The sequence below is a fragment of the Pseudomonas sp. BF-B-26 genome, from assembly GCF_019956495.1.
Taxonomy (GTDB): domain Bacteria; phylum Pseudomonadota; class Gammaproteobacteria; order Pseudomonadales; family Pseudomonadaceae; genus Aquipseudomonas.
Genome location: NZ_JAHBDP010000069.1, coordinates 110639 through 136046 on the forward strand (window position 1 = coordinate 110639; position 25408 = coordinate 136046).

20 protein-coding genes are annotated in these 25408 nt (G+C 59.7%); 2 read left to right on the top strand and 18 right to left on the bottom strand.

Annotation, left to right across the window (positions count from 1 at the left end; genetic code table 11):
• Nucleotides 1-12: 12 nt before the first annotated feature.
• Genes KGB03_RS12965 through hflK (KGB03_RS12980) form a run of 4 tightly spaced genes read right to left on the bottom strand, consistent with a single transcriptional unit; the run spans nt 13 to nt 5964 of the window.
• The gene (locus tag KGB03_RS12965) at nt 13-1923 is read right to left on the bottom strand and encodes a cation-translocating P-type ATPase (RefSeq protein WP_223527225.1); all 1911 of its coding nucleotides are present in this window, start codon (nt 1921-1923) and stop codon (nt 13-15) included.
• Nucleotides 1920-2978, bottom strand: a complete 1059-nt coding sequence (gene hflK / locus KGB03_RS12970) for a protease modulator HflK (protein WP_008156700.1) — start codon at nt 2976-2978, stop codon at nt 1920-1922. Before hflK (KGB03_RS12970) ends, KGB03_RS12965 begins: the two co-directional genes overlap by 4 nt.
• Nucleotides 2975-4009, bottom strand: coding sequence for a protease modulator HflC (gene hflC, locus KGB03_RS12975; RefSeq protein ID WP_008156702.1), 1035 nt, complete (start codon nt 4007-4009; stop codon nt 2975-2977). Before hflC ends, hflK (KGB03_RS12970) begins: the two co-directional genes overlap by 4 nt.
• Nucleotides 4006-5964: a protease modulator HflK gene (gene hflK, locus KGB03_RS12980; RefSeq protein ID WP_223527266.1), complete on the bottom strand. Its 1959-nt coding sequence runs from the start codon at nt 5962-5964 to the stop codon at nt 4006-4008. The genes hflC and hflK (KGB03_RS12980) overlap by 4 nt, the downstream gene beginning before the upstream one ends.
• Nucleotides 5965-6179: 215 nt before the next feature.
• On the opposite strand from hflK (KGB03_RS12980), the gene lpdA reads away from it, so the two are divergent.
• A complete protein-coding gene (lpdA, locus tag KGB03_RS12985) occupies nt 6180-7580 on the top strand; it encodes a dihydrolipoyl dehydrogenase (RefSeq protein ID WP_223527226.1) in 1401 nt (466 codons plus the stop codon).
• A gap of 122 nt (nt 7581-7702) precedes the next feature.
• On the opposite strand, the gene KGB03_RS12990 is transcribed toward lpdA, so the two are convergent.
• Nucleotides 7703-8176, bottom strand: coding sequence for an Lrp/AsnC family transcriptional regulator (locus tag KGB03_RS12990; protein ID WP_008155731.1), 474 nt, complete (start codon nt 8174-8176; stop codon nt 7703-7705).
• Between the two features lie 145 nt (nt 8177-8321).
• Here KGB03_RS12990 and KGB03_RS12995 point away from each other — a divergent pair, with 145 nt between their 5' ends.
• Nucleotides 8322-8951 (top strand): LysE family translocator, encoded by a 630-nt coding sequence (locus tag KGB03_RS12995; RefSeq protein ID WP_150113547.1) that lies wholly within the window; start codon nt 8322-8324, stop codon nt 8949-8951.
• On the opposite strand, the gene KGB03_RS13000 is transcribed toward KGB03_RS12995, so the two are convergent.
• The 13 genes from KGB03_RS13000 to KGB03_RS13060 all read right to left on the bottom strand — a co-directional run bounded on the left by KGB03_RS13000 (nt 8952) and on the right by KGB03_RS13060 (nt 25400).
• Nucleotides 8952-11072, bottom strand: a complete 2121-nt coding sequence (locus tag KGB03_RS13000) for a hypothetical protein (RefSeq protein ID WP_223527227.1) — start codon at nt 11070-11072, stop codon at nt 8952-8954. It lies immediately after the preceding gene.
• Nucleotides 11059-12252: a DUF3142 domain-containing protein gene (locus KGB03_RS13005; RefSeq protein WP_223527228.1), complete on the bottom strand. Its 1194-nt coding sequence runs from the start codon at nt 12250-12252 to the stop codon at nt 11059-11061. The genes KGB03_RS13000 and KGB03_RS13005 overlap by 14 nt, the downstream gene beginning before the upstream one ends.
• A 111-nt stretch (nt 12253-12363) precedes the next feature.
• Nucleotides 12364-14394, bottom strand: coding sequence for a pyridoxamine 5'-phosphate oxidase family protein (locus KGB03_RS13010; RefSeq protein WP_223527229.1), 2031 nt, complete (start codon nt 14392-14394; stop codon nt 12364-12366).
• A 63-nt stretch (nt 14395-14457) separates the two neighbouring features.
• Nucleotides 14458-15084: a glutathione S-transferase family protein gene (locus KGB03_RS13015; RefSeq protein WP_223527230.1), complete on the bottom strand. Its 627-nt coding sequence runs from the start codon at nt 15082-15084 to the stop codon at nt 14458-14460.
• Between the two features lie 131 nt (nt 15085-15215).
• Nucleotides 15216-16118 carry a LysR family transcriptional regulator gene (locus tag KGB03_RS13020; protein ID WP_223527231.1) on the bottom strand — a complete coding sequence of 301 codons (903 nt, stop codon included), beginning with the start codon at nt 16116-16118 and terminating at the stop codon, nt 15216-15218.
• Between the two features lie 78 nt (nt 16119-16196).
• Nucleotides 16197-18029 carry a glutamine--fructose-6-phosphate transaminase (isomerizing) gene (gene glmS, locus KGB03_RS13025; protein ID WP_218538467.1) on the bottom strand — a complete coding sequence of 611 codons (1833 nt, stop codon included), beginning with the start codon at nt 18027-18029 and terminating at the stop codon, nt 16197-16199.
• Between the two features lies 1 nt (nt 18030).
• Nucleotides 18031-18807: a DeoR family transcriptional regulator gene (locus tag KGB03_RS13030; RefSeq protein WP_111448181.1), complete on the bottom strand. Its 777-nt coding sequence runs from the start codon at nt 18805-18807 to the stop codon at nt 18031-18033.
• A 217-nt stretch (nt 18808-19024) separates the two neighbouring features.
• On the bottom strand, nt 19025-20392 hold the full coding sequence (gene glmU, locus KGB03_RS13035; RefSeq protein ID WP_223527232.1) for a bifunctional UDP-N-acetylglucosamine diphosphorylase/glucosamine-1-phosphate N-acetyltransferase GlmU: 1368 nt from the start codon (nt 20390-20392) through the stop codon (nt 19025-19027).
• A gap of 116 nt (nt 20393-20508) precedes the next feature.
• A complete protein-coding gene (locus KGB03_RS13040) occupies nt 20509-20934 on the bottom strand; it encodes a F0F1 ATP synthase subunit epsilon (RefSeq protein ID WP_008155716.1) in 426 nt (141 codons plus the stop codon).
• A gap of 45 nt (nt 20935-20979) precedes the next feature.
• Nucleotides 20980-22359, bottom strand: a complete 1380-nt coding sequence (gene atpD, locus KGB03_RS13045) for a F0F1 ATP synthase subunit beta (protein WP_033059678.1) — start codon at nt 22357-22359, stop codon at nt 20980-20982.
• Nucleotides 22360-22386: 27 nt separating this feature from the next.
• Nucleotides 22387-23247 carry a F0F1 ATP synthase subunit gamma gene (gene atpG, locus KGB03_RS13050; RefSeq protein ID WP_008155714.1) on the bottom strand — a complete coding sequence of 287 codons (861 nt, stop codon included), beginning with the start codon at nt 23245-23247 and terminating at the stop codon, nt 22387-22389.
• A 50-nt stretch (nt 23248-23297) separates the two neighbouring features.
• The gene (gene atpA, locus KGB03_RS13055; protein WP_008155713.1) at nt 23298-24842 is read right to left on the bottom strand and encodes a F0F1 ATP synthase subunit alpha; all 1545 of its coding nucleotides are present in this window, start codon (nt 24840-24842) and stop codon (nt 23298-23300) included.
• 21 nt (nt 24843-24863) lie between these two features.
• Nucleotides 24864-25400, bottom strand: a complete 537-nt coding sequence (locus KGB03_RS13060; protein WP_008155712.1) for a F0F1 ATP synthase subunit delta — start codon at nt 25398-25400, stop codon at nt 24864-24866.
• Nucleotides 25401-25408: the final 8 nt, after the last annotated feature.

Consider the following 25408-nt stretch of genomic DNA (forward strand, 5'->3'; position numbering starts at 1 on the left):
TACCCGACGTACTCAATCCTCATCCTCAAGCTTGAGCAATGGTTCCTGAAAACGCAGTAAACGCCCGGCGTTTCCCAACACCAGCAACGTGCTGAAGTTGTGCAACAGTGCAGCAATCATCGCGCCCGCAGCGCCAAGCCAACCGAAGGCGGCGAAGGCTACAATCGCCAGCGTCCAGCCCAGACCGATGATCACGTTAACCTGCAACGTGTGCCGGCATTGGCGACTCAAGCGCACACACGTACCGAGTCGACGCAGGTCGCTGCCAATCAAGACGATGTCGGACGAAGCCAGCGCGATATCCGCCCCGCCCGCGCCCATGGCCACGCCGACCACACCGGCCTTGAGCGCCAGCGAATCGTTGATCCCGTCTCCCACGACCATCGGCCGGAAGCCACTGCCGATTTCCTTTAGCACGCGATTGAGTTTGTCCTCAGGCAACGCTTGAGCTTCAACGTCGCTGATCCCGACATCTCGCGCCAATGTGTGTGCGACGCTTTGCCGATCACCTGTCAGCAGCAACTGCCGGCCCAATCCCAATTCACGTAGCTCGCTCAAGGCAAATCGAGCCTCGGGTTTGACGCTGTCGGCCAGCAACAGCCAAGCGAGGAATTCACCGTTGAGCGCCAGCCCGGCAATCGGGCCATCGTGGTCGGGGACACTTGAAGTGGCGATACCCAACTGCGCGAACAACTCCGGACGACCGAGCGCCGCCTCGCCCTGCTCCGTCATCGCCACCACGCCCAGCCCCTGACGCTCGTGGATGTCGCAGAGCTGCAGAAAATGTTCCTGGGTGACCAACCCGGCGAGCGCGCGACTGACTGGATGACTGCTGGCAGAACCGAGGCTGGCAGCGAGTTTAAGGACGTGGCTGCGATCTTCGAGCGGGCTGTCGATGGATTGCAAACGCAAGGTGCCAAAGGTCAGGGTTCCGGTCTTGTCGACCACCAGCGAAGTCAGGTCTGCCAACTCTTCGAGGAACGCGGAGCTGCGAATCAGAATCCCGTGACGAGCGGCCACGGCCACCCCGGCAATCGCCGTGGCCGGCGCGGACAACACCAGCGCGCAAGGACAGGCCGCCACCAACACCGCGAGCATGGCCTGGGCATCGTTAGTGATGAACCAAGTCACGGCGGCCAGCAGCAACACCAGCACCATGTAGCTGCCGGCGTAGCGTTCCAGTAACCGCGTGATCGGCGGTTTGGAACGCTCGGCGCTTTGCATCAGCGCAATGACTTTGCCGAGGGTCGACTCATTGCCGGTGCGGGTCACCTCGATGCGCAGCAGACCATCGAGGTTGATCGCGCCGCCAAAAACTTGCATGCCGATGCCCGCCTCCATCGGCACCGATTCGCCAGTTATCGAAGCCGTGTCCAGGCTCGCCTGACCGGACAACACCCGACCATCCGCCGGCACTCGATCACCCGCGCGCACCTCGACGAGATCACCGGCCTTGAGTGTGCCGTTATCGACTTCGACGATAGCGCCGTCGGCCTGAACTTTGCGCGCGTGGCTGCGCGTCAGTTTGCCGAGGGCGCGAATCGCCTCCTGGGAACCGATCACGCTGCGCTCTTCCAGCACGTGACCGAAGATCATGATGATCGGCAGCAACGCCGCGGTCAGCAGATCACCCGTAGCCCACGCCCCGAGCATGGCCAGGGCAATCAATTGATCGGTGATCCCGTGCAGGCTCGGATAACGCAGGCTGTACCAGGCTGAACGCATCACGGGCACGGCCACCAATAACGAAGCAAACCCTAGCAGCAATTGACTGACGCCCGTCTGCTCCGGCGACAACCAGCGCCAGGTCAGGCCGAGCGCGAGCAGGCCCAATGCGAGCATGGCCAGGGTCAATTGGCGGGCGGCGCTGCGTTGTTCAGCCGAGGACAACATGCTCGGTGCGGCGGCGGTTTGGGTGGTCATTGTGCAGCTCCCTGAATGATCAGGCGGGAATCGTCTTTCGGATTGACCGTGGTCACCGAACCGGCCTGACCGAGAATCTTCGGCATCCGCTCACGGTAGATGCGCAGCAGCATTTGCGGGTCGGTGCCCTGTTGCTGCGCCTTGGCCAGGCTCAACACCGTGGCCGTGTCAGCCGAGGCTTTGGCCAGCCGTTCGCTCGCTTGGGCGTGAGCGACTTGCAGCGTGCGATCGGCTTGTTCGTTGGCCGTCTGAGTCAGTTTCTCGGCTTCAGTACGAGCGTTGGCCACGGCTTTGTCGGCTTGTTGACTGGCGGTCAGAACAGCGTTGAAGGCGTTGACCGCTGGCCCGGGCAGACTCGATTGCACGTCGACTCGCGTCACCTCTATTCCTAATCCCTGTCCGGTCGCGGTCAGGTCAGCCAGGCGCTGATTGATGGCTTGCACCAGATCACCGCGCAACCGTTCGCGGCGTTCAGCAGCCTGACTATCGGCGCCGATCAGCTCCGGTCGAGCGACCAGAATAGTGTCCAGATCTCGTGCGGCAGTGAGGGTCACCGCACTGCGAGTCACCAATCGATCCAATGCCGGCAACACATGTTCGCCTTGAAGGACGAAGGCATAGGGCTCGGTGACTTTGTAGAAAACCCGCACATCCAGTTGCACCACGCCCGCGTCACCGGTGAGCAAATAACCGGAGCCGGCGAGTGCATCGCTGATCGGTGTGGCGAAACTCGCCGCTCGATCTGCCTGCAACGCCGCATCGGTGCGCAGCAGATTTTCCACTCGTCGCTCAATCACCCGATCCGCCGCAGGCAACAAAATCACCTGCTCAAACGGGCGGGGCCAAGCCAATAACAGGCCAGCATTCTGGATACGATCCAGCGCGCCAAAGTGCAACACCACCGCGCGATTTTGCGGATCGATCTGTCGCACATTGGAGAATGCCCACACCAAAGCGGCTAGCACTGTCACGGCGTATAGGGCCAAAAAAGCCAATCGCCCCGCCTGAATCCAGGGGCTGCTTAACTCGTTTGTTCCACGTGGAACTAATTTCATGGCTGCGACCCGGCCTTGTTATCGAGGGTCGGCGGACCGTCAACCAACACCCGGAACGGCGCGGCGTCGGTGCGCAGAATCAGCTTTGTGCCGGGCGTGACGATGGTGCCTAGTGTGTCGAGGGAGCGCAGCAGGTTGTAGAGCTGTGGCGATCCGGCGTAGGCGCGACCGTAAATTTGCGCGGCTTCGACGCGCGATTGAGCTTCGATATCGGCAGCTTTCACGGTCGCATCGGCTTGTACGATTCGTGCATCACGCTCGGCGGCAGAACGGATTTGCGCCGCTTCGCGCTTACCGATGGCCGTGCGTTCGGTGGCGATTGTTTCACGCTCGGCACGCATGCGATCGACCGTAGCGGTGAGGGTTACCGATGGCAAGGTCAGACGCTCGATGCCGACTTGCAGCACCCGCACGCCGTAAGTGGTGAGCAGCTGCTGATCGATTTGCTGACGCAGTTGCGCTTCAAAATCAGCGATGTGTACTTGGTTGGCGTCGGTGTTCACCAGGTTAGCCAAGTCAAAACTGCTGGCCGTGGTTTCAAGAGCAGAGCCAACAAACGTACGAATCTGCCGTGCGGCTTCGTCCGGCTGATTCTGTACGGCACGCATGAAGCGTTGCACGTTGTCCGGATCGCCCTGAACCTGCCAGGCCACGTAAGCCTGAACGATGATCCGCAAACCATCCCGCGTACCCACATCCTGTAAACCACTCGAAGTCGTGCGCAGTCGCAGATCGACAGGAATCGCCGCTTCAAAAGGAGCAGGCCAACGCCAGCCAAGACCTGGTTCCAGCAATACCCGCGAAGGATTACCGAAACGCGTGATCACCGTGGCCTCCCCGGAACGCACCTGTACCAGGCTGGCCGCCGCGATGGCGAACGCTACCAGCAACGCTGCCCAGCCCATTCGCCGCCATGGGAACGGGCCCGCTTCCTGGGGATCACCATGGTGGTGATGGCCGTGGTGATGCCCGCCATGGCCGTGATCGTGGCCAGTGTGGTCATCGTGATCGTGAGTGTGCGACTGGCTCAATTGGCAGCTCCTGGCTGAGCGGTTTTACGCGCCGGCGCAGGGTCAGCCGGCAGCGTGAATGTACGGAGATCGATGGTCGGCGCATTACTGCTGCCGCCCAGACGATGATCGAGCACCAGCAACCTGGCATTGGCCAAGCCCTGAGACAGTTGGCTGAAGTACTGCTCCAGCACGAAGGCCTGGCCGACACTGGCGTAGGCCTTTTGCTCGGCGCTGAACATCAAGTCAGCCGCTTGGGCGGTGGCGTTGATTTCACGAGCGCTGGCCGTCGCTTGATCGCGAGCGATGCTGGCCTGCAATTGCGCCTGGTTGGTGGCTTCCGCCGCCGCCCCACGCTCGCGGGAAATCAATGCCTGGGCGCCAATCTGCGCAGCCTGGACGCCGTGATAAGCATTGGCGGCACCGGCCGGCGGATGAATCGCCTCGACCACGGTGGCGAGAATTTCCACGCCGCTGTCGAGTTTCTGCAGGTCAGCCTGTACCGCCCGACCAATCTCTTCGGCGAGCCCTACCCTGTCTTTACCGAGCAAACCGTCGAGGGTGCGCGAGGCGAAATCGTGGACCAGAATCCGGCTGGCGGTGCTGCGGATCAGTGTCGGGACATCCGCGCTGTTATAAGTCGCGGCCAACGCCGCTTGATCGCTCAGACCGATGCGATAGACGAAACGCACGTCCATGTTGACGATCTGGAAGCTCTGCTTGTCGGCTCGACTGCTGGCAATGACTTGGGATTTGTCGTTCACATGGCTCGCGTCCCACAAGCGATTGGCAATCGCGGGCGCCGGGCCCTCGGCGGGTTCGGCCACGAGCGGCGCCGGTGTGTCGCCAACACTGGTGGCCAACTCGTGGACCACACCGTTCTCGACGCTCAACACTCGACCCAGAGGCCAAGGCAAACCTGCGTGCAAACCGGGACCGAACACCTCCACCGGTTTGCCGAATCGCTCGTAGATGCCCCGCCCTTGCAGCGGTATTTCGTGAATGCCGGTGAGTGACCAACCGACAATTGCCACCACCATCAGCACCGGAAAAAATGCCCGACGCATGTAAGTGAAGGCCCAGATCTGCCGCAGGTCGATGCCGAAGCGGTTGTGCAATTCGTGCTGCAACGCCAACAACGGTTGCGGCGGCCAGCGCAGCATGTCGGCGACGAAGCTGCGCGCCAGCAAGGCAGGTTCGAGTTGTTCGCGCTGCGGACTGAACAACGACAGCAAGGCGCGCAACAGCAGCTCAGCGGCGACCAACCCTGGCAGCAAACCCATCAGTACCGCCAGACGCACCGGCCAGACCGAAGTTTCGCCACCCAGCAACAGGCACAAAGCGCTGAGCACCAGACAAATGATCGCCACCCGAGTCAGCTGCGCCAACGACGCTGCTTCGGGCCATTGCGCGACGTTTTCCTGCGCCAGTTGTCGCTCCAGCACCAGCAAACCGAAGGCCAGCAACAAGGACAGCGCCGCACCGACACTGGCCGACAATCCCAGTGCGGTTGGCGTCAGTGCAAGGTTCCAGATTTGTTCGATGCTCAATAACGTCAGCAGCGACCAACCTGCAAGCCACAGTGTCGGAGCGCCGATCTGCACCAACATTCGCAGCCATCGCTGGCTGAGCCGATCCAGCAGCCGTTCGTACCAGCCCACCGGGGCAACGACTTCCTCAGCAACGACGACCTGCACGACCGGGTGCAACGCCCGCGCGCGCCACTGCGTCACCCACCAGGCCGATTGCAAACCGGCGACCAGCACCAGCAACCCGGCACTCTGATTGACCAGCAACGCAGGCCAGAGTGACTGTGGCGCAAACAGCCCGACAAAAAACGCCAACAACCAACCTGTCGCCGCCAGAGCGCCCAGACCGATTGCGAACTGACGCAATCGTCGCCCTTGAAAAACCGCCTGCTGGAAACGCGGCAGCCCGGCTACTTGCGTCCCATCGACATCGAGATCGACTTGCATACCACCCCAGTGTTTATCGTTGCTCACATCACATTTCGTTACGATATAACGAAAACCGTGAAATTTCCGTTCTTGAATGCTGTATCTAAAGGCGCTCAACCTGTCGCTTGGCTGAAGCCTTGACCGAAATGCTGCGGAACGCACATATTACGTTCGTAATTTTACCCAAAGACTACGTTTACCCATTCCGATCCGATTCACTCCAGGAGTACACCATGAGCATTTATGACGTCGTGATTCTGGGCGGAGGCCCCGGTGGTTATAACGCGGCGATCCGCGCCGGTCAGTTGGGCCTCAGAGCGGTTTGCGTCGAAGGACGCGCCACGCTCGGCGGCACCTGCCTGAACGTCGGTTGCATGCCATCAAAAGCGCTGCTGCACGCCTCCGAACTCTACGACGCCGCCATGGGCGCGGAATTCGCCAACCTGGGGATTGAAGTCAAACCCACACTCAACCTCGCGCAAATGATGAAACAAAAGGATGAAAGCGTTGCCGGGTTGACCAAGGGCATCGAGTTTCTGTTTCGAAAAAACAAAGTCCATTGGATCAAGGGCTGGGGCCACATCGACGGGCCCGGCAAAGTGACAGTGACCGACAGCCAGGGCGAAAAGACCGAACTGAACACCAAGAACATCATCATAGCCACCGGTTCCGAGCCCACTCCCCTGCCCGGTGTGGACATCGACAACAAACGCATCCTCGATTCGACGGGCGCACTGTCACTGACTGAAGTGCCCAAGCATCTGGTGGTGATCGGCGCCGGAGTGATCGGTCTGGAGCTGGGCTCGGTGTGGCGGCGCTTGGGCGCTCAGGTGACGGTGATCGAGTTTCTCGACCGGATCTGCCCCGGTGTGGATGGTGAAACAGGCAAGACTTTGCAACGTTCGTTGAGTAAACAGGGCATCAACTTCAAATTGAGTTCCAAAGTCACCCGCGCCACAACCTCCGCGACTGGCGTTCAACTCAGCGTCGAACCCGCCGCCGGTGGCACGGCCGAAACGATTGAAGCGGATTATGTGCTGGTATCCATCGGCCGCCGACCTTACACCCAAGGCCTGGGGCTGGAGAACGTCGGCCTCGCCACGGACAAACGCGGCATGCTCGCCAACAAGGGCCATCGCACTGAAGCGGCTGGTGTCTGGGTGATTGGCGACGTCACGTCCGGGCCGATGCTCGCCCACAAGGCCGAAGACGAGGCCATGGTCTGCATCGAGCAGATTGTCGGCAAGGCAGCCGAGGTCAACTATGACCTGATCCCCAACGTGATCTACACTAAACCCGAACTGGCCAGCGTCGGCAAGACCGAAGAGCAGCTCAAGGCCGAAGGCCGCGCCTACAAGGTCGGCAAGTTTCCCTTCACCGCCAACAGCCGGGCAAAGATCAATCACGAAACCGAAGGCTTCGCCAAAGTGCTGGCCGATGAGCGCACCGACGAGATTCTCGGCGTACACCTTGTGGGGCCGAGCGTCAGTGAAATGATTGGCGAGTACTGCGTGGCCATGGAGTTCAGCGCCTCTGCCGAAGACATTGCCCTGACCTGCCATCCACACCCGACCCGCTCCGAGGCCTTGCGCCAGGCGGCGATGAATGTGGAGGGGATGGCGACGCAGATGTAAGCCCGGAGGTTGGCGGTGGCGAGTCTACCGCTATCGCGAGCAGGCTCACTCCCACATTGGTTTTGTGAACGCCACAGATCAAATGTGGGAGCGAGCCTGCTCGCGATTGGGTCGACTCGGTCTCAGCCCGGTAAATGCTCCAGCGGCAACGCCCCCGGGGTCTTCACCGTATGAATCGCAAAGTTGCTGCGGATGTCGCTCACGCCCGGCAATTTCAGCAACCGCCCCGTGAGGAAACGGTCATAGGCGCGCAGGTCCGGCACCACCACTTGCAGCAGAAAATCCGATTCCCCTGACACCAGAAAGGCCGAAATCACCTCGGGCAACGCGGTCACGGCCAGGCGAAAGGATTCGGCCTGTTCGTCGTTGTGCCGTTCGACCTTGACCCCGACAAACACCGTCAACCCAAGCCCCACTTCGTCGCGATCCAGATTGGCCTGGTAACCGCGTATCACCCCGGCTTCTTCGAGCATCCGAACCCGGCGCAAACAAGGCGAGGCGGACAGGCCGATCTCGTCAGCCAGTTGCACATTACTCAGGCGACCGTCCCGTTGCAGGGCGGCGAGAATCTTGCGGTCGTAGGCGTCGAGTTTCATGGTTTGGCAGATCCTGATGGTTTACCTGCAATTGAGTGGCAGGTTATGCCAACCGGAAGCATTTTAGAAGCGAACTACGCAACCACCTGCCCCGCCCTTCAGCCCTAGACTGGCCGTACCGAATCGACAACGAATGGGGTGCAACGTGGCAGGACTCTGGGTGTTTTTCATGGCGCTGGCGGTGGTCTATCTGTTGCCGGGCCCGGACATGATCCTGTTGTTGCAGACCGGCGCTCGTCAGGGCAAAGGCGCGGCGCTGGCGACTGCGGTGGGTCTGGGCGTTGCCCGTGGTTGCCATGTGGCGTTGGCAGCGCTGGGGTTGGCGGCACTGTTCAAGGCTGCGCCCTGGACGTTCGACGTGGTACGCCTGGCCGGGGCCGCCTATCTACTGTGGATCGGCATTCAATGCCTGCGAACCACAATGCTGCCGAGTTTGAACGGAGCAGACGCCACCACCGAGAAACCTCGCTGGCGCGCAGCGATCCAGCGCGGTTTGCTGACCAACCTGCTCAACCCCAAAGCGTTACTGTTCTGCTCGGTGCTGCTGCCGCAGTTCATCGATCCACATGCCGGGCCAGTGCTCGCGCAATTTGCGACCCTCGGAATTGTGCTGGTCGGTGTCGGCTTGCTGTTCGACAGCGCCTACGCACTGACCGGAGCAGCGCTGGGCCGTTGGCTGCAACGCAGTCCTTCAGCCCAGCGCCTGCAGCAATGGCTGTTTGGCAGCTTGTTGATCGGCTTCGCCGTGCGGCTGACCTTTGTGCAACAAGCCTGATTACGCCAGCGCCTTGCGCTTGCGGCGATTGATCAGCACCAGCGCTACCGCTGTAAACACAACAACGCCGCCCGCTTGCAGCCATTTCTTGTAAGGTCGCAAGACCGAGCGAACAGGGTCCAATGCCTGGGTTACATAACGTTTGTCAGCGTTCTGGAAATCAGGGTAGGGACAATGGTGACCGAAGTTCACTGCCCAATACACGTACGGCCCTTCTTTGACATAGCGTTGGTAGAAGGCGCTTTCTTCTTCAAGACTGCTGTTCCACCCCGCCGCATTACACAGCACTGCCGCAAAGGCATCACTGGTATGCGGCAAATTGTCCGCTGCGCGACTGGCTAATGCGGTGGCGACAAAACGATAGTGGTAGCGCTGATCGGGCTGGGCTGCGCTTGCCTGCTGGCGCTTGACTTCACCTTCAGCCACTAATGAACCGACCTTGAGTTCGCTGCTTTCGAGGCTGTAATTGCCACCGAAGGTCGCGTAATCCGGGGACATCTCGTAGCCCAACAACTCCATTCCGTCGAAACGCGCCAGTGTCGCGGCATAGTAGTAAGCGAATGCCCGTTTGGTCGGCCACCATTTGGATTCGGCTTCGTGGCGCCACTGCCCGTACCACGTGGCCTTGTGTTGCAACTCGACGTTCTCGAAGTACGCCGGAGCCTCGTCGTACCGCTCTTCGCGCAGCAAGCGTCGCCCGAGCAAATTGCGCAGTTTCGCCGCCACCGGCAACTGCACGTAGTTATCGCGATCTTGCTGAGTCAGAGGGGGCGGCGCCGGCACTTGAGTGTCGACGTATTGCTTGAGCTCATCGACGGTCAACACCCGCTCGGCGACCGTGGCGGCGTCGAACCAGTAGATATCTTTACTGCGATAAAGTTGATCGAACGCTTGCAGATAATCCCCGCGTTGCAACGCCAGGATCGCGCTTTCACCCTCGACCCGGCACTTGGGTTGAAGCGTTTCGAAGTCCCAGTCTGGCGTGCGCCGCTCACCCCACGACTCATTCTGCGGGAAGGCCTGGGCAGCCTTGGCATACGCCGCGGCAGCCGCGTTTTTATCGCCATCGCGCACGGCCAGTTTGGCCCGCAGCCACCACGCCAGTCCGCCATCACCGGCGTGTTCGAGGAACGCCTTGGCGCTGTCGTAGTCACCCTGTTGATAATTCACCGCGGCCAGGCGATCAGCGTTATCGAGGCTGCCGCGGGTGCTGTTTTGCAGCAGTTTGATCAGTTTCAATTCGTTCGGCGGTTGATCACCGAATGACCAGCCCAGTCGGCTGATCAACGAGGCCGTCACCAGTTGCTGTACCGGTTTGCCCTTGAGCAACACCGCCAGTTGATCCTCCGGCAGCGCCGCCAGATCAGCGACCAACAGTTTCAGCGAGGTGTAACCCACCGCCGAACCCTGCAGGTTTTGCGTGGCGTAGAGTTCGATGGCGCGGTTCCAGTCGCCGGCCGTGCGGGCGACGCGGGCCTCTTCGCCGAGGCTGGCGACACCCAGTTCCAGAGGGTCACTGAAGCCGTCGATGCTCAGTTGACGGGTCTGCTCGAAGGCCTTTCGAGACTGAGCCAACAGGTCGGGACCGGCGTCCGCTTCCGCGCTCATGGCAAACAGCGCCCGACCTGACGAATAAGCCGCCCAGGTGCTGCGCAACGCCCGTTGATCCGCCGGCAATGCCAGCACCTTTTGGAAGTACTCGGCTGCCAGCCCATGATCACCGGCATTGAATGCCACCGCGCCGGCCAGATAAAGCGTGAGCTCAGCCGGCAGGCTCGCGCCCTGACTCTCGACCTCATGCGCATCGGTCAGGCTGCGTAACTGTTTCACCAGCGTTTGCTGCTCAGCCGTCAAACCGGATTGCTCAGCCTTATCCCGCTGTTCTGCGTAGTCGGGCGCCTCCATGTTATAGACGGTTTCGGTGACGTTCTTCAGCCCGGCGACCGCATGCCCGAGACGACTGATTTCAAATCTGAAGTTGCCTTCCGGCAGCTCCGCCAGCGACTGGCCGCGGTTGTCCAGCAGACGCATCGGGAAATCCGGCCCGCAGGCCAGCGCCGAACCCAGCGGCAGGCTGAGGCTCAGGCAAAGCAGATGGCGGGGCCAGTTACGGGTCAACATTCGAACCTCCTTGATCAATATGTGCGCAACGAGCCCAACCCATGGCGCGCTGCCCGCCGGCCGGTATTCGACCCTCGCGCAGGCGGGTGAAGGTAAGCAGATCCGGACGTTGTTGCAATGCATAACCGGCCAGCGCATCAGCACCGTCACAACCTTGTACCGCGAGTGTCAGGCGTTCGGGCCAGGCGCTGTCGAGGTTGCCTTGATTGCTGAGGCTGATGTCATAGAGGTCGTTCTGCCCCGAGAGTTTCAACGCCAGTCGACTGTCGAGGGCATCGCCCCGCGCCACTGCCCCCAGGGTCGTCAGGCTCCAGGCCCGGCGGTCGCTGGCCAGCGGCAAACGAAACCAGATCAGGCCCGCCAGATGAGTGGGTGGATCGTTGCGTAATTCGGTCCCGAGCCGGCTCAGTTGCTGCGGATCGGCGAGCAATTCCCGGCGCTTGCCGCCCCGTTCGATCGGCACTTCGCTTTCCACTACCGGCGCACCGCCACCCGGCAACAACGCCACACCGTAGGCCGGCAGCGCCAGATAGAAAGGTTTGGAGGTGATGCGGCTCCAGGCCTTGGTCCATTGTCGAGCCTGATCCGCGTCGAACAAGCCACGACGCGGATCGCTCACCGCGTGCACTTGCAACACGCTGCTGTCGACTGTGGATAACAATGTCGGCAACTCGGGACTGTCGAGCCAGGCCGGCAATGCGGTGATGCTCAGCGGAATGGAGGCCGGCAATATTGCGCGCAGATGCGTAAGAAATTCACGGTAGGCCGGTAGCCGAGCATTACCGGCATCGTGGTCGATTTCCACGCCGGATAGATTCAGCCCCTGCCCTTGCCAATCGCCGAGCACTTGCTGGATTTGCGCGGTGACTGCGTCCCGATCCAGCGACTTGAGCTGGCCATCAAGACGAATCACCGCGATCAGCGGCCGACCGTCACGTTTAAGCAGCGCCAGGTCAATCCGCGCCCGGCTCCAACCCGCCTCGGGGAATGCCTGCAAGGCCAGCACCCGCAACGTGGAAAAGTCAGCGCGGCTGTCCCTCAGCGCCGCTTCGTGGGCCGGTGTCCATTGCCGTTGCCAGATGTAGAGTTGCTGATCGAGCGGTGGCGCATCCTGTCGTTCGCAACCGTTGAGCAATGCCATCATCGCCAGCAAGCCGATCATGCGAATGAAAAAAACCATCAAATGCCTTATCCCTGAAATGCAGGAAAGGCCTCTCAAGGCCCTTTTTCGCTCTGCTCGCTACCCTACTTAGCCAGTGGCTTGCGGGCAATGATCACCGGTGTTGAATTATCAAATATCCAATACCAAAGGTTGCGACCCCTGCGCCGGAATCGCACAACAAATCAGCACGTGTCCGTCATCCGGCACTTCGGCCGGCGGCTGTGGATAATTCACCTGGCCGCTGATCAGCCGGGTCTTGCAGGTCCCGCAGGAACCACCACGGCAGCTGAATTCCGGGCGCAATCCACGGCTTTCCGCCAACTCCAGCAAACTGCCGCCGTCCGGTTGCCAGCGGGCCTCCTTAGCCGAGCGCTGAAACACCACCGGCACCGAGGTGGTAGCAGCGGGTGGTTGCTCGATGACCACCGCGTCGGGGTCCGGCACCCGGCGCAAGGTCGAGGGGCCGAAGGTTTCGGCGTGAATCCTTGCATCACGGATGTCCAGTTCCCGCAGGCCGTCGTACAGCCCTTGGGTAAAACTGCCCGGACCGCAGAGGACAAAATCCAGCTGATCGTAGTCCTCCACTTCAAGGAGGGTCTTGAGCAGCGCAGTGTCGATCCGCCCAGTCAGGTCGAAATCCTCACCCTCCAAGGCCCCGGCTTCCGGCTGACTCACCAGACGCAGCACCCTGACCGCATCACCTGCGTCATCGAGCAAGCGATCCAGCTCAGGACGAAACACTTGATCGGCCAACGTGCGCGAACTCTGGAAAAACCAGGTGGGTCGGATGCGGCGGGTGCGCAGGCCTTGGTAAACCACCTCACGCAGCATCGACAGCAGCGGCGTGATGCCGACACCTGCGGCCAGCAACACCAGCGGCCGACGCTCATTGGGTGCCACGGTGAAATGCCCTTGAGGCGCACGGGCCTCCAACAGATCACCGACGCGCACCTGTTCATGCAGATGCGAGGACACCAAGCCTTCACGCTTAACACTGATGCGGAAAAAATCATCGGACGGCGCGCTCGACAGACTGTAAGTGCGGATATGCACCTCGCCGGCAATGTTGAAGCGCAGCGGCAAATGTTGCCCGGCCTGAAACACTGGCAATCCCGCGCCATCGGCAGGCTCCAGATAGATCGAGCGGATGTTGTGGCTTTCCTCTTTGATGCGCGTCACTCGTAGCGGCCGCCAGGTATCGCCCAAGGCCTGGGCTTGCAGACGGGCGTTGGCCTGCGCCCAGGTGCCGGTAAGCAAACTGGTGGGTGACACGCCGTCGAAGCGCCAGCGCAGAGCAAGCGCGGCGGGCCTGCGAACCACGCGTTCGACCTCGAATGTCCACAAGCGCTCGGCCCCTTGAAACGCCTCGACCTGCGGGCCTTCAAGAATGACTTCGGTGCGGCCACTGAGGTGCAGCAGGTCTCCCGAATTGAAGTCGATAAACAGCAAACCGGCCCGGGGATTGAGCAGCAGGTTGCCCAAGGTGTTGAAAAACAGGTTGCCGGCGAAATCCGGAATGGTCAGGCGATTGCCTTCTACCTGTACGAAACCGGCCTGGCCGCCACGGTGAGAAACGTCCACCGAGCGTTGGCCATCAACATCCACATAACTGGCGACAAAGAACGTATCGGCCCCCGCGATCAGGGTTTTGGCCGCTTCATCCAGCCCGTTGAGGTGGTGCGCGATGCGAGTCGACGGATCCGCCAACGGCACCGAGCGAAACTGCCGCAATTGAATGTATTGCGGGCAATTGCCGAAGGACTGTTCAACCGCCACATCGAAGCCGCTCGCCGTCATCGCACCGACTCGGCCGTTGAGACGATTGCGGCGACGGGTGTGCAGTTCGATCCCCAGCAGGCCGATCGCCGAGCCCTCCGTCAATTGCGCAGGATCATCAACCCCCGGCAGGCTGCTAAATTGCAGCGCACCCGGCGTTGGCGAGTGAGCGAAACCCGGTGGCCCTTCAAGAATACTGGCCCATGGATTACCGTCGGCATCCACTGCGCCGTACAGCATGAACGGCAGTTGCTCATAGAACGTGCGGTGCTGATCCGGCATCTCGCGGCGAATCACCTTACGACCGAGCACCTCCATTCGCTCGGCAATGCCCACATGAGCCTGCAATTGTTTCTCGCCGGCGTGCCAGGGTGAACGGTCCACAACGACTTCTCCCCTGCGCCATCGGCGCAGTGTGAATGACCCGACAGTGTCGGGCCGTAAGCATCAGGCAGTTTTTTGCAGACCGGCCACGGTGCGCGGCATGCCGACAAACCCTGGCAAGGCTTCGATTCGCGTCAGCCAGGCGCGGATGTTGGCGTAATCCTCCAGGGACACGTTGCCTTCTGGCGCATGGGCGATGTAGCTGTAGGCCGAAACGTCGGCAATAGTTGGCTCGGTGCCAGCCAGATACGGCGTTGCGGCCAGTTCCTGATCGATCACTTTGAGCACGGTGTGGGAATAAGCGATCACTTCTTCAGCGTTGTAAGCCGCCCCAAACACCGTGATCAGCCTCGCTCTGGCCGGGCCAAAGGCAATCGGCCCAGCGGCAATCGACAACCAGCGCTGAACCTTGGCCGCTCCGACCGGATCGCTTGGCAGCCAACGGCCGTTGCCATATTTTTGCGCCAGATAAACCAGAATCGCGTTGGAATCGGCCAGCACCACGCCTTGATCATCGATGACCGGAACCTGGCCAAATGCATTGAGCGCGAGGAAATCCGGCTGTTTGTGCGCGCCCTTGGCCAGGTCGACAAATATCAGCTCGGTGGGCAAATGCAGCAGGGACAGCATCAGCTCTACGCGGTGAGCGTGGCCGGAACGTGGGAAGTTGTAGAGTTTGATCGCTTGCATGGTCGACTCCGCTGGGTGGTGGCGCTGTTGAACAGTGTTCAGCACCGATGGGGGGCTATCTTCCACCCGCAACCAAAACAACAGAATAACCAGCCTACGCAATCCATTATTTCACCCAGTGAAATAAACCATCAGGCCTGCAAGGACGGGTGCTCACGTAGCGCGCTCACCGCAAAATCCACAAAACTGCGAATCCGCGCAGGGGCCTTGCGCCCGCCCTGATAAACCACATGGATAGGCAATGGCGGCAGTTCGAAGTCAGCCAGAACGATTTCAAGCTCACCGGAAGCGACTTTACTCGCGATCTGATAAGACAGAACCCGGGTCAGCCCCAAGCCAAGGCACGCCGCCGTAATAGCCGCCTGATTGGCCGTCACCACCAGGCGCGGCGCTGGTCGAACACTCAGCGGCTCTTCCCCTTCGAGGAACGGCCAGGTTCTCGACTGACCGATAGAGGACGTCGCAACAACCGGCGCCTGAGCCAGATCCTGAGGATGTCGAGGTCGACCATGGGCCGCCAGGAATTCCGGCGAGCCACAAATCACCCGCCGAACCTCACCCACGCGAATCGCGTGCTGATTACTGTCGGGCAACTCACCGATCCGCACGGCGACATCGACGCCCTCCTCAACCATGCTGACCACTCGATCGACCAGCAACCCATTGATGCTGACTTCAGGAAACTGCGTCAGATAATTCACCATCACGGGCGTGACAAACAGCTCACCAAACAACACCGGCGCAGTAATCGTCAATTGCCCACGCGGCTGGGTGTGGCTGCCCGCCGCCGAGTCCTCGGCTTCCTGCACCTCGGCGAGAATCCTCCGACAGTCTTCCAGGTAACGCTGACCCGCCTCGCTCAAATGCACGCTGCGGGTGGTGCGCGTCAGCAGCGAGGTGCCGATGCGTTTCTCCAGCGCCGCCACCGCGCGAGTCACGCTGGCGGCCGACAGGCCCAAACGCCGCGCCGCCGCCGAGAAGCCTTGGTCTTGGGCGACGGCAGCGAAGACCTGCATTTCCTGGAATCGGTCCATGGGCGTGTCCTCAATTCAGATAAAAAAAATCGCAACCGTAGGCTGCGATTTTTAATGTTTCCATCACCTGTGGATAACTTATTCCACCGTCACCGACTTCGCCAGGTTACGCGGCTGGTCAACGTCGGTGCCTTTCAACACGGCAACGTAATACGAGAGTAACTGCAGCGGAATGGTGTAGAGGATCGGCGACAGGATGTCGTGGATGTGCGGCATTTGCACAACATGAGTGCCTTCGCCATTGGTCATGCCAGCTTGTTCGTCTGCAAAGACGATCAGCTCGCCGCCACGGGCGCGGACTTCCTGGAGGTTGGATTTCAACTTCTCCAGCAGCTCGTTGTTCGGTGCCACGGTGACCACTGGCATGTCGTTATCCACAAGCGCCAACGGGCCGTGTTTCAGCTCGCCGGCCGGATAGGCTTCAGCGTGGATGTAGGAGATTTCCTTGAGCTTGAGCGCCCCTTCCATTGCCACCGGGAACTGCGCACCACGGCCGAGGAACAAGGTGTGGTTTTTCTCGGCGAACAGCTCGGCGACTTTTTCGACGGTGCTGTCCATGGCCAGGGCTTCGCCGAGGCGGGTTGGCAGGCGACGCAGCTCTTCAACCAATGTGGCTTCGACGTCTTTGGCCAACGTGCCTTGAACCTGGCCCAGGGACAAGGTCAGCAACAGCAGACCGACCAATTGAGTAGTAAAGGCTTTGGTTGAGGCTACGCCGATTTCGCGACCAGCCTGGGTCAGCAAAGTCAGGTCGGATTCACGCACCAACGAGCTGATGCCGACGTTGCAAATCGCCAGGCTCGCGAGGTAGCCCAACTCTTTGGCGTTACGCAGGGCGGCCAGGGTGTCGGCGGTTTCACCGGACTGGGAGATGGTCACGAATAGCGTGTCGGCCTGCACCACTACCTTGCGGTAGCGGAATTCGCTGGCGACTTCGACCTGGCACGGGATGCCGGCCAGTTCTTCGAGCCAGTAACGGGCAACCATGCCGGCGTGGTAACTGGTACCGCACGCGACGATCTGCACGTTACGCACTTTGGCGAACAGTTCGGCAGCCTGTGGACCGAACGCTTGCACCAGCACTTGATTCTGGCTGATGCGACCTTCCAGGGTACGTTGCACCACAGCCGGTTGCTCGTGAATTTCCTTGAGCATGAAGTGGCGGAATTTGCCCTTGTCGGCGGCTTCGGCACCATCACGGTATTGCACCGACTCACGTTCGACCACTTGACCGCTCAGGTCCCAGATCTGCACGCTGTCGCTGCGAATTTCGGCGATATCGCCTTCTTCCAGGTACATGAAGCGGTCAGTGACCTGGCGCAGGGCCAGTTGATCGGAAGCCAGGAAGTTTTCACCCATGCCCAGGCCTATGACCAGCGGGCTGCCGCTGCGGGCTGCAACGAGACGATCCGGTTGCTGAGCGCTGATCACCGCCAAACCGTAAGCACCATGCAGCTCTTTGACGGTAGCCTTCAGGGCCACGGTCAGATCAGGCAGATCCTTGAGTTTGTGGTCCAACAGGTGGGCAATGACTTCGGTGTCGGTGTCCGAGGTGAACACGTAACCCAAGGCTTTCAGTTGCTCGCGCAGGGCTTCGTGGTTCTCGATGATGCCGTTGTGCACCACCGCCAGATCACCGGAAAAATGCGGGTGAGCGTTGCGCTCGCTCGGCGCACCGTGAGTGGCCCAGCGGGTGTGGGCGATACCCAGGCGGCCGGCCAGCGATTCTTCGGCCAGCGCCAGTTCCAATTCACTGACCTTGCCCGGGCGACGCAGGCGCTCAAGCTTTTGGTCATTGGTGTAGACCGCTACACCGGCACTGTCATAGCCACGGTATTCCAGGCGTTTCAGGCCTTCGAGCAGGATGGCGGTGATATTACGTTCTGCGACTGCGCCAACAATTCCACACATGCTATTTCTCCTGATTGACAGCCGCGAGGATCAAGTTGATTCCACGGGCCTGAATCTGATCCCGTGCCTCAAGCGGCAGGCGATCATCGGTAATAAGGGTATGGACGCTGCTCCACGGCAGCTCCAGGTTAGGAATCTTGCGGCCGATCTTGTCGGCCTCCACCATGACAACCACTTCCCGGGCGACTTCAGCCATGACCCGGCTCAGCCCCAGCAGCTCGTTGAACGTGGTGGTACCGCGAACCAGGTCGATGCCGTCGGCACCGATGAACAACTGGTCGAAATCATAAGAGCGCAGGACCTGCTCGGCCACTTGCCCCTGAAAGGACTCGGAATGCGGGTCCCAGGTGCCGCCGGTCATCAACAGTACCGGCTCATGCTCAAGTTCGCTCAAGGCATTGGCGACATGCAGGGAGTTGGTCATTACGACCAGGCCCGGCTGCTGACCGAGTTCCGGAATCATCGCCGCCGTGGTGCTGCCGCTGTCGATAATGATCCGCGCATGCTCGCGAATCCGTGCAACGGCGGCGCGAGCGATAGCCTGTTTGTATATGGACACCGGCTGACCAAGGTCGGCCACCAGCTCTTGAGGCAGGGTAATCGCTCCGCCATAACGGCGCAGCAGCAAGCCATTGCTCTCAAGTGCAGCGAGATCCTTGCGGATCGTAACTTCCGACGTTTCGAAGCGCTTGGCCAGCTCATCCACACTGACTTCGCCCTGCTCATTGAGCAAGGCGAGGATGTTGTGACGGCGTTGAGGTGTATTGCGCTTCGACATGGCTTGGTAAGTTTCGATTCGAAAGATAACGGAAGCAATCAAAACCTATTGGCGAAACTTCGTCAAGCGTGGGGCGATAAAACGACCTGTGGATAAAAGCATCGCGGGCAAGCCCGCTCCCACAGGTTTTGCGAGATCCATGTGGGAGCGGGCTTGCCCGCGAATTCGATGGTGCTGCCTGTGAATAACTTAAGCAGGTCCCAAGTATGTGGATAACTCAGCTTTTCTTAATCTTCTCCGGTCGTTTCCAACCGTCGATATTCTTCTGCCGCGCACGGCCCACGGCCAACTGCAAGTTATCCACATTCTGTGTAATGGTCGAACCCGCAGCAGTGGTTGCCCCGGAAGAGATATCCACAGGCGCAACCAACGAGTTGTTGGAACCGATGAACACATCTTCACCCAGCACGGTTTTCCACTTATTCGCGCCGTCGTAGTTGCAGGTAATGGTGCCCGCGCCGATGTTGGTGCGCGCGCCGATTTCGGCATCACCCAGATAGGTCAGATGACCGGCCTTGGCGCCTTCGCCCAGGTGAGCGTTTTTCAACTCAACAAAGTTACCCACATGGGCGCGTGCATCCAGCACAGTACCTGGACGCAAACGAGCGAACGGGCCGGCATCGCTGCCTTCGCCGAGAACCGCGCCTTCGATGTGGCTGTTAGCCTTGATCACCACACCTTTGCGCAGGGTGCTGTCCTTGATCACGCAGTTCGGGCCGATCACCACGTCATCCTCGATAACGACCTTGCCTTCGAGGATCACGTTGATGTCGATCAGCACGTCGCGGCCGACGGTGATTTCACCGCGTACATCGAAACGAGCAGGATCACGCAGGGTCACGCCTTGAGCCATCAAACGACGACCGGCGCGCAGCTGATAGTGACGCTCAAGCTCGGAAAGCTGCTTGCGGTCGTTGGCGCCCTGCACTTCCATGGCGTCATGCGGTTGCTCGGTTGCCACCACCAGACCGTCGCTGACCGCCATGGCGATTACGTCGGTCAAGTAGTACTCGCCCTGGGCGTTGTTGTTCGAAAGACGGCTCATCCAGCCAGCCAATTGCGCGAACGGCAGCGCCAGAATGCCGGTGTTGCCTTCAGTGATCGCTCGTTCGGCTTCATTGGCGTCTTTTTGCTCCACGATGGCTGTCACCTTGCCGTCGGCGTTGCGGACGATGCGGCCATAGCCGGTCGGGTCGTCCAGTTCGACTGTCAACAAACCCAGTTGCTGCGGCGCTACTTGCTTGAGCAGACGCTGCAGGGTCTCGACTTCGATCAATGGCACGTCACCATAAAGAATCAGGACGGTATCGGACTCAATGAAAGGCACCGCTTGAGCAACGGCGTGGCCAGTCCCAAGCTGTTTGTCCTGCAGGACGAAATTCAGATCATCAGCCGCCAGACGCTCGCGCACTGCATCGGCGCCATGGCCGATCACGACGTGGATGCGCTGTGGATCAAGTTGGCGGGCGCTGTGGATAACATGGCCGAGCATCGAGTTGCCGGCAATCGGATGCAGAACTTTCGGCAGTGCCGAACGCATGCGAGTGCCTTGACCAGCAGCGAGGATAACGATTTCTAAAGACATGACTGGCTACCAATCCTGGGTGGTCAGCGACTGCGACCAGGTTATGAATATCTAAAAAGAAAAAAGGGTAGCCGAGGCTACCCTTTTTAATCAATCGCACAACAAGCAGTGGCCTATTAGTGGCCGAACTTCTTGCGGATCTGCTGGACGGTGCGCAGCTGAGCTGCAGCCTCGGCCAGACGTGCGGCAGCAGAACCGTAATCGAATTCTGCACCACGGTCATGCAAGGCCTTCTCGGCAGCCTTAACGGCTTCCTGAGCGGAGGCTTCGTCCAGGTCGGCAGCACGTTGCACAGTGTCGGCAAGTACCTTGACCATGTTCGGCTGAACCTCGAGGAAACCGCCGGAGATGTAATACACCTCCTCTTCCCCGCCCTGCTTGATCAGGCGGATCGGGCCCGGCTTGAGATTAGTGATCAGCGGCGCGTGACCCAGGGCGATACCAAGATCACCCAGTGCACCGTGCGCAACCACCATCTCGACCAGGCCGGAGAAGATTTCCCCTTCCGCGCTGACGATATCGCAATGGACTGTCATAGCCATCTGATTGCCTCAACCTAAATTAGCGCCCGTTGCCGGGCGCCGGGATTACAGTTTCTTGGCTTTCTCGATCGCTTCTTCGATGCCGCCGACCATGTAGAACGCTTGTTCTGGCAGGTGGTCGTAGTCACCGTTGAGGATGCCTTTGAAGCCAGCAATGGTGTCTTTCAGGGAAACGTATTTACCCGAAGCACCGGTGAAGACTTCAGCCACGAAGAACGGCTGCGACAAGAAACGCTGGATCTTACGAGCACGGTTTACCAACTGCTTGTCGGCTTCCGACAGCTCGTCCATACCCAGGATCGCAATGATGTCCTTCAGTTCTTTGTAACGTTGCAGAACATACTGTACGCCGCGAGCGGTGTCGTAGTGGTCCTGGCCGATTACGTTCGGGTCCAGCTGGCGCGAAGTCGAGTCGAGTGGATCGACCGCTGGGTAGATACCCAGGGAAGCGATGTCACGGGACAGAACGACGGTAGCGTCCAAGTGGGCGAAAGTGGTCGCTGGCGACGGGTCAGTCAAGTCATCCGCCGGTACGTATACCGCCTGGATCGAGGTGATCGAACCGTTTTTGGTCGAAGTGATACGCTCTTGCAGAGTACCCATCTCTTCGGCCAGGGTCGGCTGGTAACCTACTGCGGAAGGCATACGGCCCAGCAGTGCGGATACTTCAGTACCGGCCAGGGTGTAACGATAGATGTTGTCGACGAACAGCAGAACGTCGTTACCTTCGTCACGGAACTTCTCGGCCATGGTCAGGCCGGTCAGTGCTACGCGCAGACGGTTACCCGGCGGCTCGTTCATCTGACCGTAAACCAGTGCCACTTTGTCCAGAACGTTGGAATCCTTCATCTCGTGGTAGAAGTCGTTACCCTCACGAGTACGCTCACCCACACCGGCGAACACGGAATAACCGCTGTGCTCGATGGCGATGTTACGGATCAGTTCCATCATGTTTACGGTTTTGCCTACACCGGCACCACCGAACAGACCGACTTTACCACCCTTGGCGAACGGGCAAACCAGGTCGATAACCTTGATGCCGGTTTCCAGCAGGTCGTTGCCGCCCGCTTGTTCAGCGAAGGTTGGCGCAGGACGGTGAATGCCCCAGCGCTCTTCGGTGTCGATCGGGCCAGCTTCGTCGATCGGGTTGCCCAGTACGTCCATGATCCGGCCCAGGGTCGCTTTACCGACCGGTACGGAGATGGCTGCGCCGGAGTCCTTGACTTCCAGACCGCGCTTCAAGCCTTCGGTGGAACCCATCGCAATGGTACGAACCACGCCGTCGCCCAGCTGTTGCTGAACTTCGAGAGTAGTCCCGGCCGCGCTTTGTACCAACAGCGCGTTGTAGATGCTCGGTACGCTGTCGCGTGGAAATTCCACGTCGATAACGGCGCCGATGATTTGAACGATACGTCCGCTACTCATAGCTGGATCCTCTGAATATTTGAACCGTTAAACCGCGGCAGCGCCGCCGACGATTTCCGAGATCTCTTGGGTGATCGCAGCCTGACGCGCCTTGTTGTAGACCAGCTGCAAATCGCTGATCAAATCACCGGCGTTGTCGGTAGCGTTCTTCATCGCGATCATCCGCGCAGCTTGTTCAGCCGCGTTGTTCTCGACCACCGCCTGGTAGACCTGCGACTCGACGTAACGGACCATCAAGCCGTCAAGCAGCTCTTTGGCATCCGGTTCGTAGAGATAGTCCCAGTGGTGCTTGAGCGATTGATCCGGGGTTGCCTCCAGTGGAATCAACTGCTCCACAGTAGGCGTTTGCGTCATGGTGTTGATGAACTTGTTGGACACCACGGACAGGCGATCAATACGGCCGTCCAGGTAGGCATCCAGCATCACCTTGACGCTGCCAATCAGATCATTGATCGACGGCTCTTCACCCAGGTGGCTGATAGCTGCAACGACGTTACCGCCGAAGTTGCGGAAGAAAGCCGCACCCTTGCTACCAACAACACACAGATCGATCTCGACGCCGTTTTCGCGGTTTACCGCCATGTCCTTGACCAGGGCCTTGAACAGGTTGGTGTTCAAGCCACCACACAGACCACGGTCAGTGCTCACCACGACGTAACCGACGCGCTTTACTTCGCGCTCGCTCATGAAGGGGTGGCGATATTCCGGGTTGGCGTTGGCCAAATGACCAATAACCTGGCGGATGCGCTCCGCGTAAGGACGGCTAGCAGCCATGCGCATTTGTGCCTTGCGCATTTTACTGACCGCCACTTTTTCCATGGCGCTGGTAATCTTTTGCGTGCTTTTGATGCTCGCAATCTTACTGCGAATCTCTTTTGCGCCTGCCATGTAACACCTATCAGGTTAGCAAGCGGGAGCCTTGCGGCTCCCGCTGCGGCTTACCAGGTTTGGGTGGCCTTGAACTTCTCGATACCGGCTTTCATGCCAGCGTCGATTTCGTCATTGAAGTCACCCTTCACGTTGATCTTCGCCATCAAATCGGCGTGATCGCGGTTGAAGAAAGCAATCAGCGCTTGTTCGAAGCTGCCGATCTTGGCGATTTCAACGTCAGTCAGGAACCCACGCTCAGCGGCATACAGCGACAGCGCCATGTCAGCGATCGACATTGGTGCGTATTGCTTCTGCTTCATCAGCTCGGTAACGCGCTGACCATGCTCAAGTTGCTTACGGGTCGCTTCGTCCAGGTCAGAAGCGAACTGGGCGAATGCCGCCAGTTCACGGTACTGAGCCAGAGCGGTACGGATACCACCGGAGAGCTTCTTGATGATCTTGGTCTGAGCGGCACCACCCACACGGGATACCGAAACACCGGCGTTCACAGCAGGACGGATCCCGGAGTTGAACATGGCCGATTCCAGGAAGATCTGACCGTCAGTGATGGAAATCACGTTGGTCGGAACGAACGCGGAAACGTCGCCAGCCTGGGTTTCGATGATCGGCAGTGCGGTCAGGGAACCGGTTTTGCCGGTCACTGCGCCGTTGGTGAACTTCTCTACGTACTCTTCCGAAACGCGGGATGCGCGCTCCAGCAGACGGGAGTGGAGATAGAACACGTCGCCTGGGTAAGCTTCACGGCCTGGTGGACGGCGCAGCAGCAGGGAAATCTGGCGGTAAGCCACTGCTTGCTTGGACAGATCGTCATAAACGATCAGCGCGTCTTCACCGCGGTCGCGGAAGAATTCACCCATGGTGCAACCGGAGTACGGTGCCAGGAACTGCAGTGCTGCAGATTCCGAAGCGCTCGCAGCCACGACGATGGTGTTAGCCAGTGCGCCGTTTTCTTCCAGTTTGCGAACCACGTTAGCGATGGTCGATTGTTTCTGACCGATCGCTACGTAGACGCAGAAAATGCCGCTGTTTTTCTGGTTGATGATCGCGTCGATCGCCAGAGCGGTTTTACCGATCTGACGGTCACCGATGATCAGCTCACGCTGGCCACGGCCGACAGGGATCATGGCATCGACAGCCTTGTAGCCAGTCTGTACAGGCTGGTCTACCGACTTACGCCAGATCACGCCTGGAGCAACTTTCTCGACCGCATCGGTCTCGGTGTTGTTCAGCGGACCTTTGCCGTCAACTGGGTTACCCAGTGCGTCGACTACGCGACCCAGCAGTTCCTTACCAACCGGAACTTCGAGGATGCGGCCAGTGCACTTGGCGCTCATGCCTTCAGCCAGAGACTGGTAGGAGCCCAATACAACGGCACCTACGGAGTCTTGCTCCAGGTTGAGAGCCATACCGAAGACGCCGCCCGGAAACTCGATCATCTCGCCGTACATGACGTCGGCCAGACCGTGAATCCGCACGATACCGTCAGATACGCTGACGACAGTGCCTTCGTTACGGGCTTGGGAGGTCACATCGAGCTTGTCGATGCGGCCCTTGATAATTTCACTTATTTCGGAAGGATTGAGTTGCTGCATTGCTCTGCTGCCCCTTCAAACTCAAGATTTCAATGCTTCGGCAAGGTTCGCGAGTTTGCCGCGTACCGAGCCATCGATTACCAGGTCGCCGGCGCGGATGACAATGCCCCCAATAAGGGATTTGTCTTCCTCGACTTGCAGGCGCACTTCCCGGTTGAGTCGTGCACTGAGAACCTTGGCGAGTTTGTCTTGCTGTTCTTGGTTCAATGCAAAAGCACTGGTGACTTCAACGTCTACCGATTTCTCTTGTTCGGCCTTGTACAGGTCAAACAGAGCGGCGATCTCCGGCAACAGCGGGAGACGGTCGTTTTCGGCAACGACGTTAATGAAGTTCTGTGCCTTCACATCAAACTTGTCGCCGCACACGTCAATAAACGTGGCGGCCTTGTCTGCGCTCGTCAGTCGCGGGGCCTTGAGCACGCGCTGCATGGTGTCGTCTTGCGACACTGCTGCAGCCAGGCCGAGCATGGCTGACCAAGAGGCCAGTTGCTGGTGGGCCTGGGCGTGCTCGAAGGCTGCCTTAGCGTAAGGTCGGGCCAACGTGGTCAATTCTGCCATGATCGCCC

Coding starts and splice junctions, on each gene's coding strand:
- KGB03_RS12965 (WP_223527225.1), bottom strand. CDS start 1,923: ATGACCACCCAAACCGCCGCCGCACCGAGCATGTTGTCCTCGGCTGAA.
- hflK (WP_008156700.1), bottom strand. CDS start 2,978: ATGAAATTAGTTCCACGTGGAACAAACGAGTTAAGCAGCCCCTGGATT.
- hflK (WP_223527266.1), bottom strand. CDS start 5,964: ATGCAAGTCGATCTCGATGTCGATGGGACGCAAGTAGCCGGGCTGCCG.
- lpdA (WP_223527226.1), top strand. CDS start 6,180: ATGAGCATTTATGACGTCGTGATTCTGGGCGGAGGCCCCGGTGGTTAT.
- KGB03_RS12990 (WP_008155731.1), bottom strand. CDS start 8,176: ATGAAACTCGACGCCTACGACCGCAAGATTCTCGCCGCCCTGCAACGG.
- KGB03_RS13000 (WP_223527227.1), bottom strand. CDS start 11,072: ATGTTGACCCGTAACTGGCCCCGCCATCTGCTTTGCCTGAGCCTCAGC.
- KGB03_RS13005 (WP_223527228.1), bottom strand. CDS start 12,252: ATGGTTTTTTTCATTCGCATGATCGGCTTGCTGGCGATGATGGCATTG.
- KGB03_RS13015 (WP_223527230.1), bottom strand. CDS start 15,084: ATGCAAGCGATCAAACTCTACAACTTCCCACGTTCCGGCCACGCTCAC.
- KGB03_RS13020 (WP_223527231.1), bottom strand. CDS start 16,118: ATGGACCGATTCCAGGAAATGCAGGTCTTCGCTGCCGTCGCCCAAGAC.
- glmS (WP_218538467.1), bottom strand. CDS start 18,029: ATGTGTGGAATTGTTGGCGCAGTCGCAGAACGTAATATCACCGCCATC.
- KGB03_RS13030 (WP_111448181.1), bottom strand. CDS start 18,807: ATGTCGAAGCGCAATACACCTCAACGCCGTCACAACATCCTCGCCTTG.
- glmU (WP_223527232.1), bottom strand. CDS start 20,392: ATGTCTTTAGAAATCGTTATCCTCGCTGCTGGTCAAGGCACTCGCATG.
- KGB03_RS13040 (WP_008155716.1), bottom strand. CDS start 20,934: ATGGCTATGACAGTCCATTGCGATATCGTCAGCGCGGAAGGGGAAATC.
- atpD (WP_033059678.1), bottom strand. CDS start 22,359: ATGAGTAGCGGACGTATCGTTCAAATCATCGGCGCCGTTATCGACGTG.
- atpG (WP_008155714.1), bottom strand. CDS start 23,247: ATGGCAGGCGCAAAAGAGATTCGCAGTAAGATTGCGAGCATCAAAAGC.
- atpA (WP_008155713.1), bottom strand. CDS start 24,842: ATGCAGCAACTCAATCCTTCCGAAATAAGTGAAATTATCAAGGGCCGC.
- KGB03_RS13060 (WP_008155712.1), bottom strand. CDS start 25,400: ATGGCAGAATTGACCACGTTGGCCCGACCTTACGCTAAGGCAGCCTTC.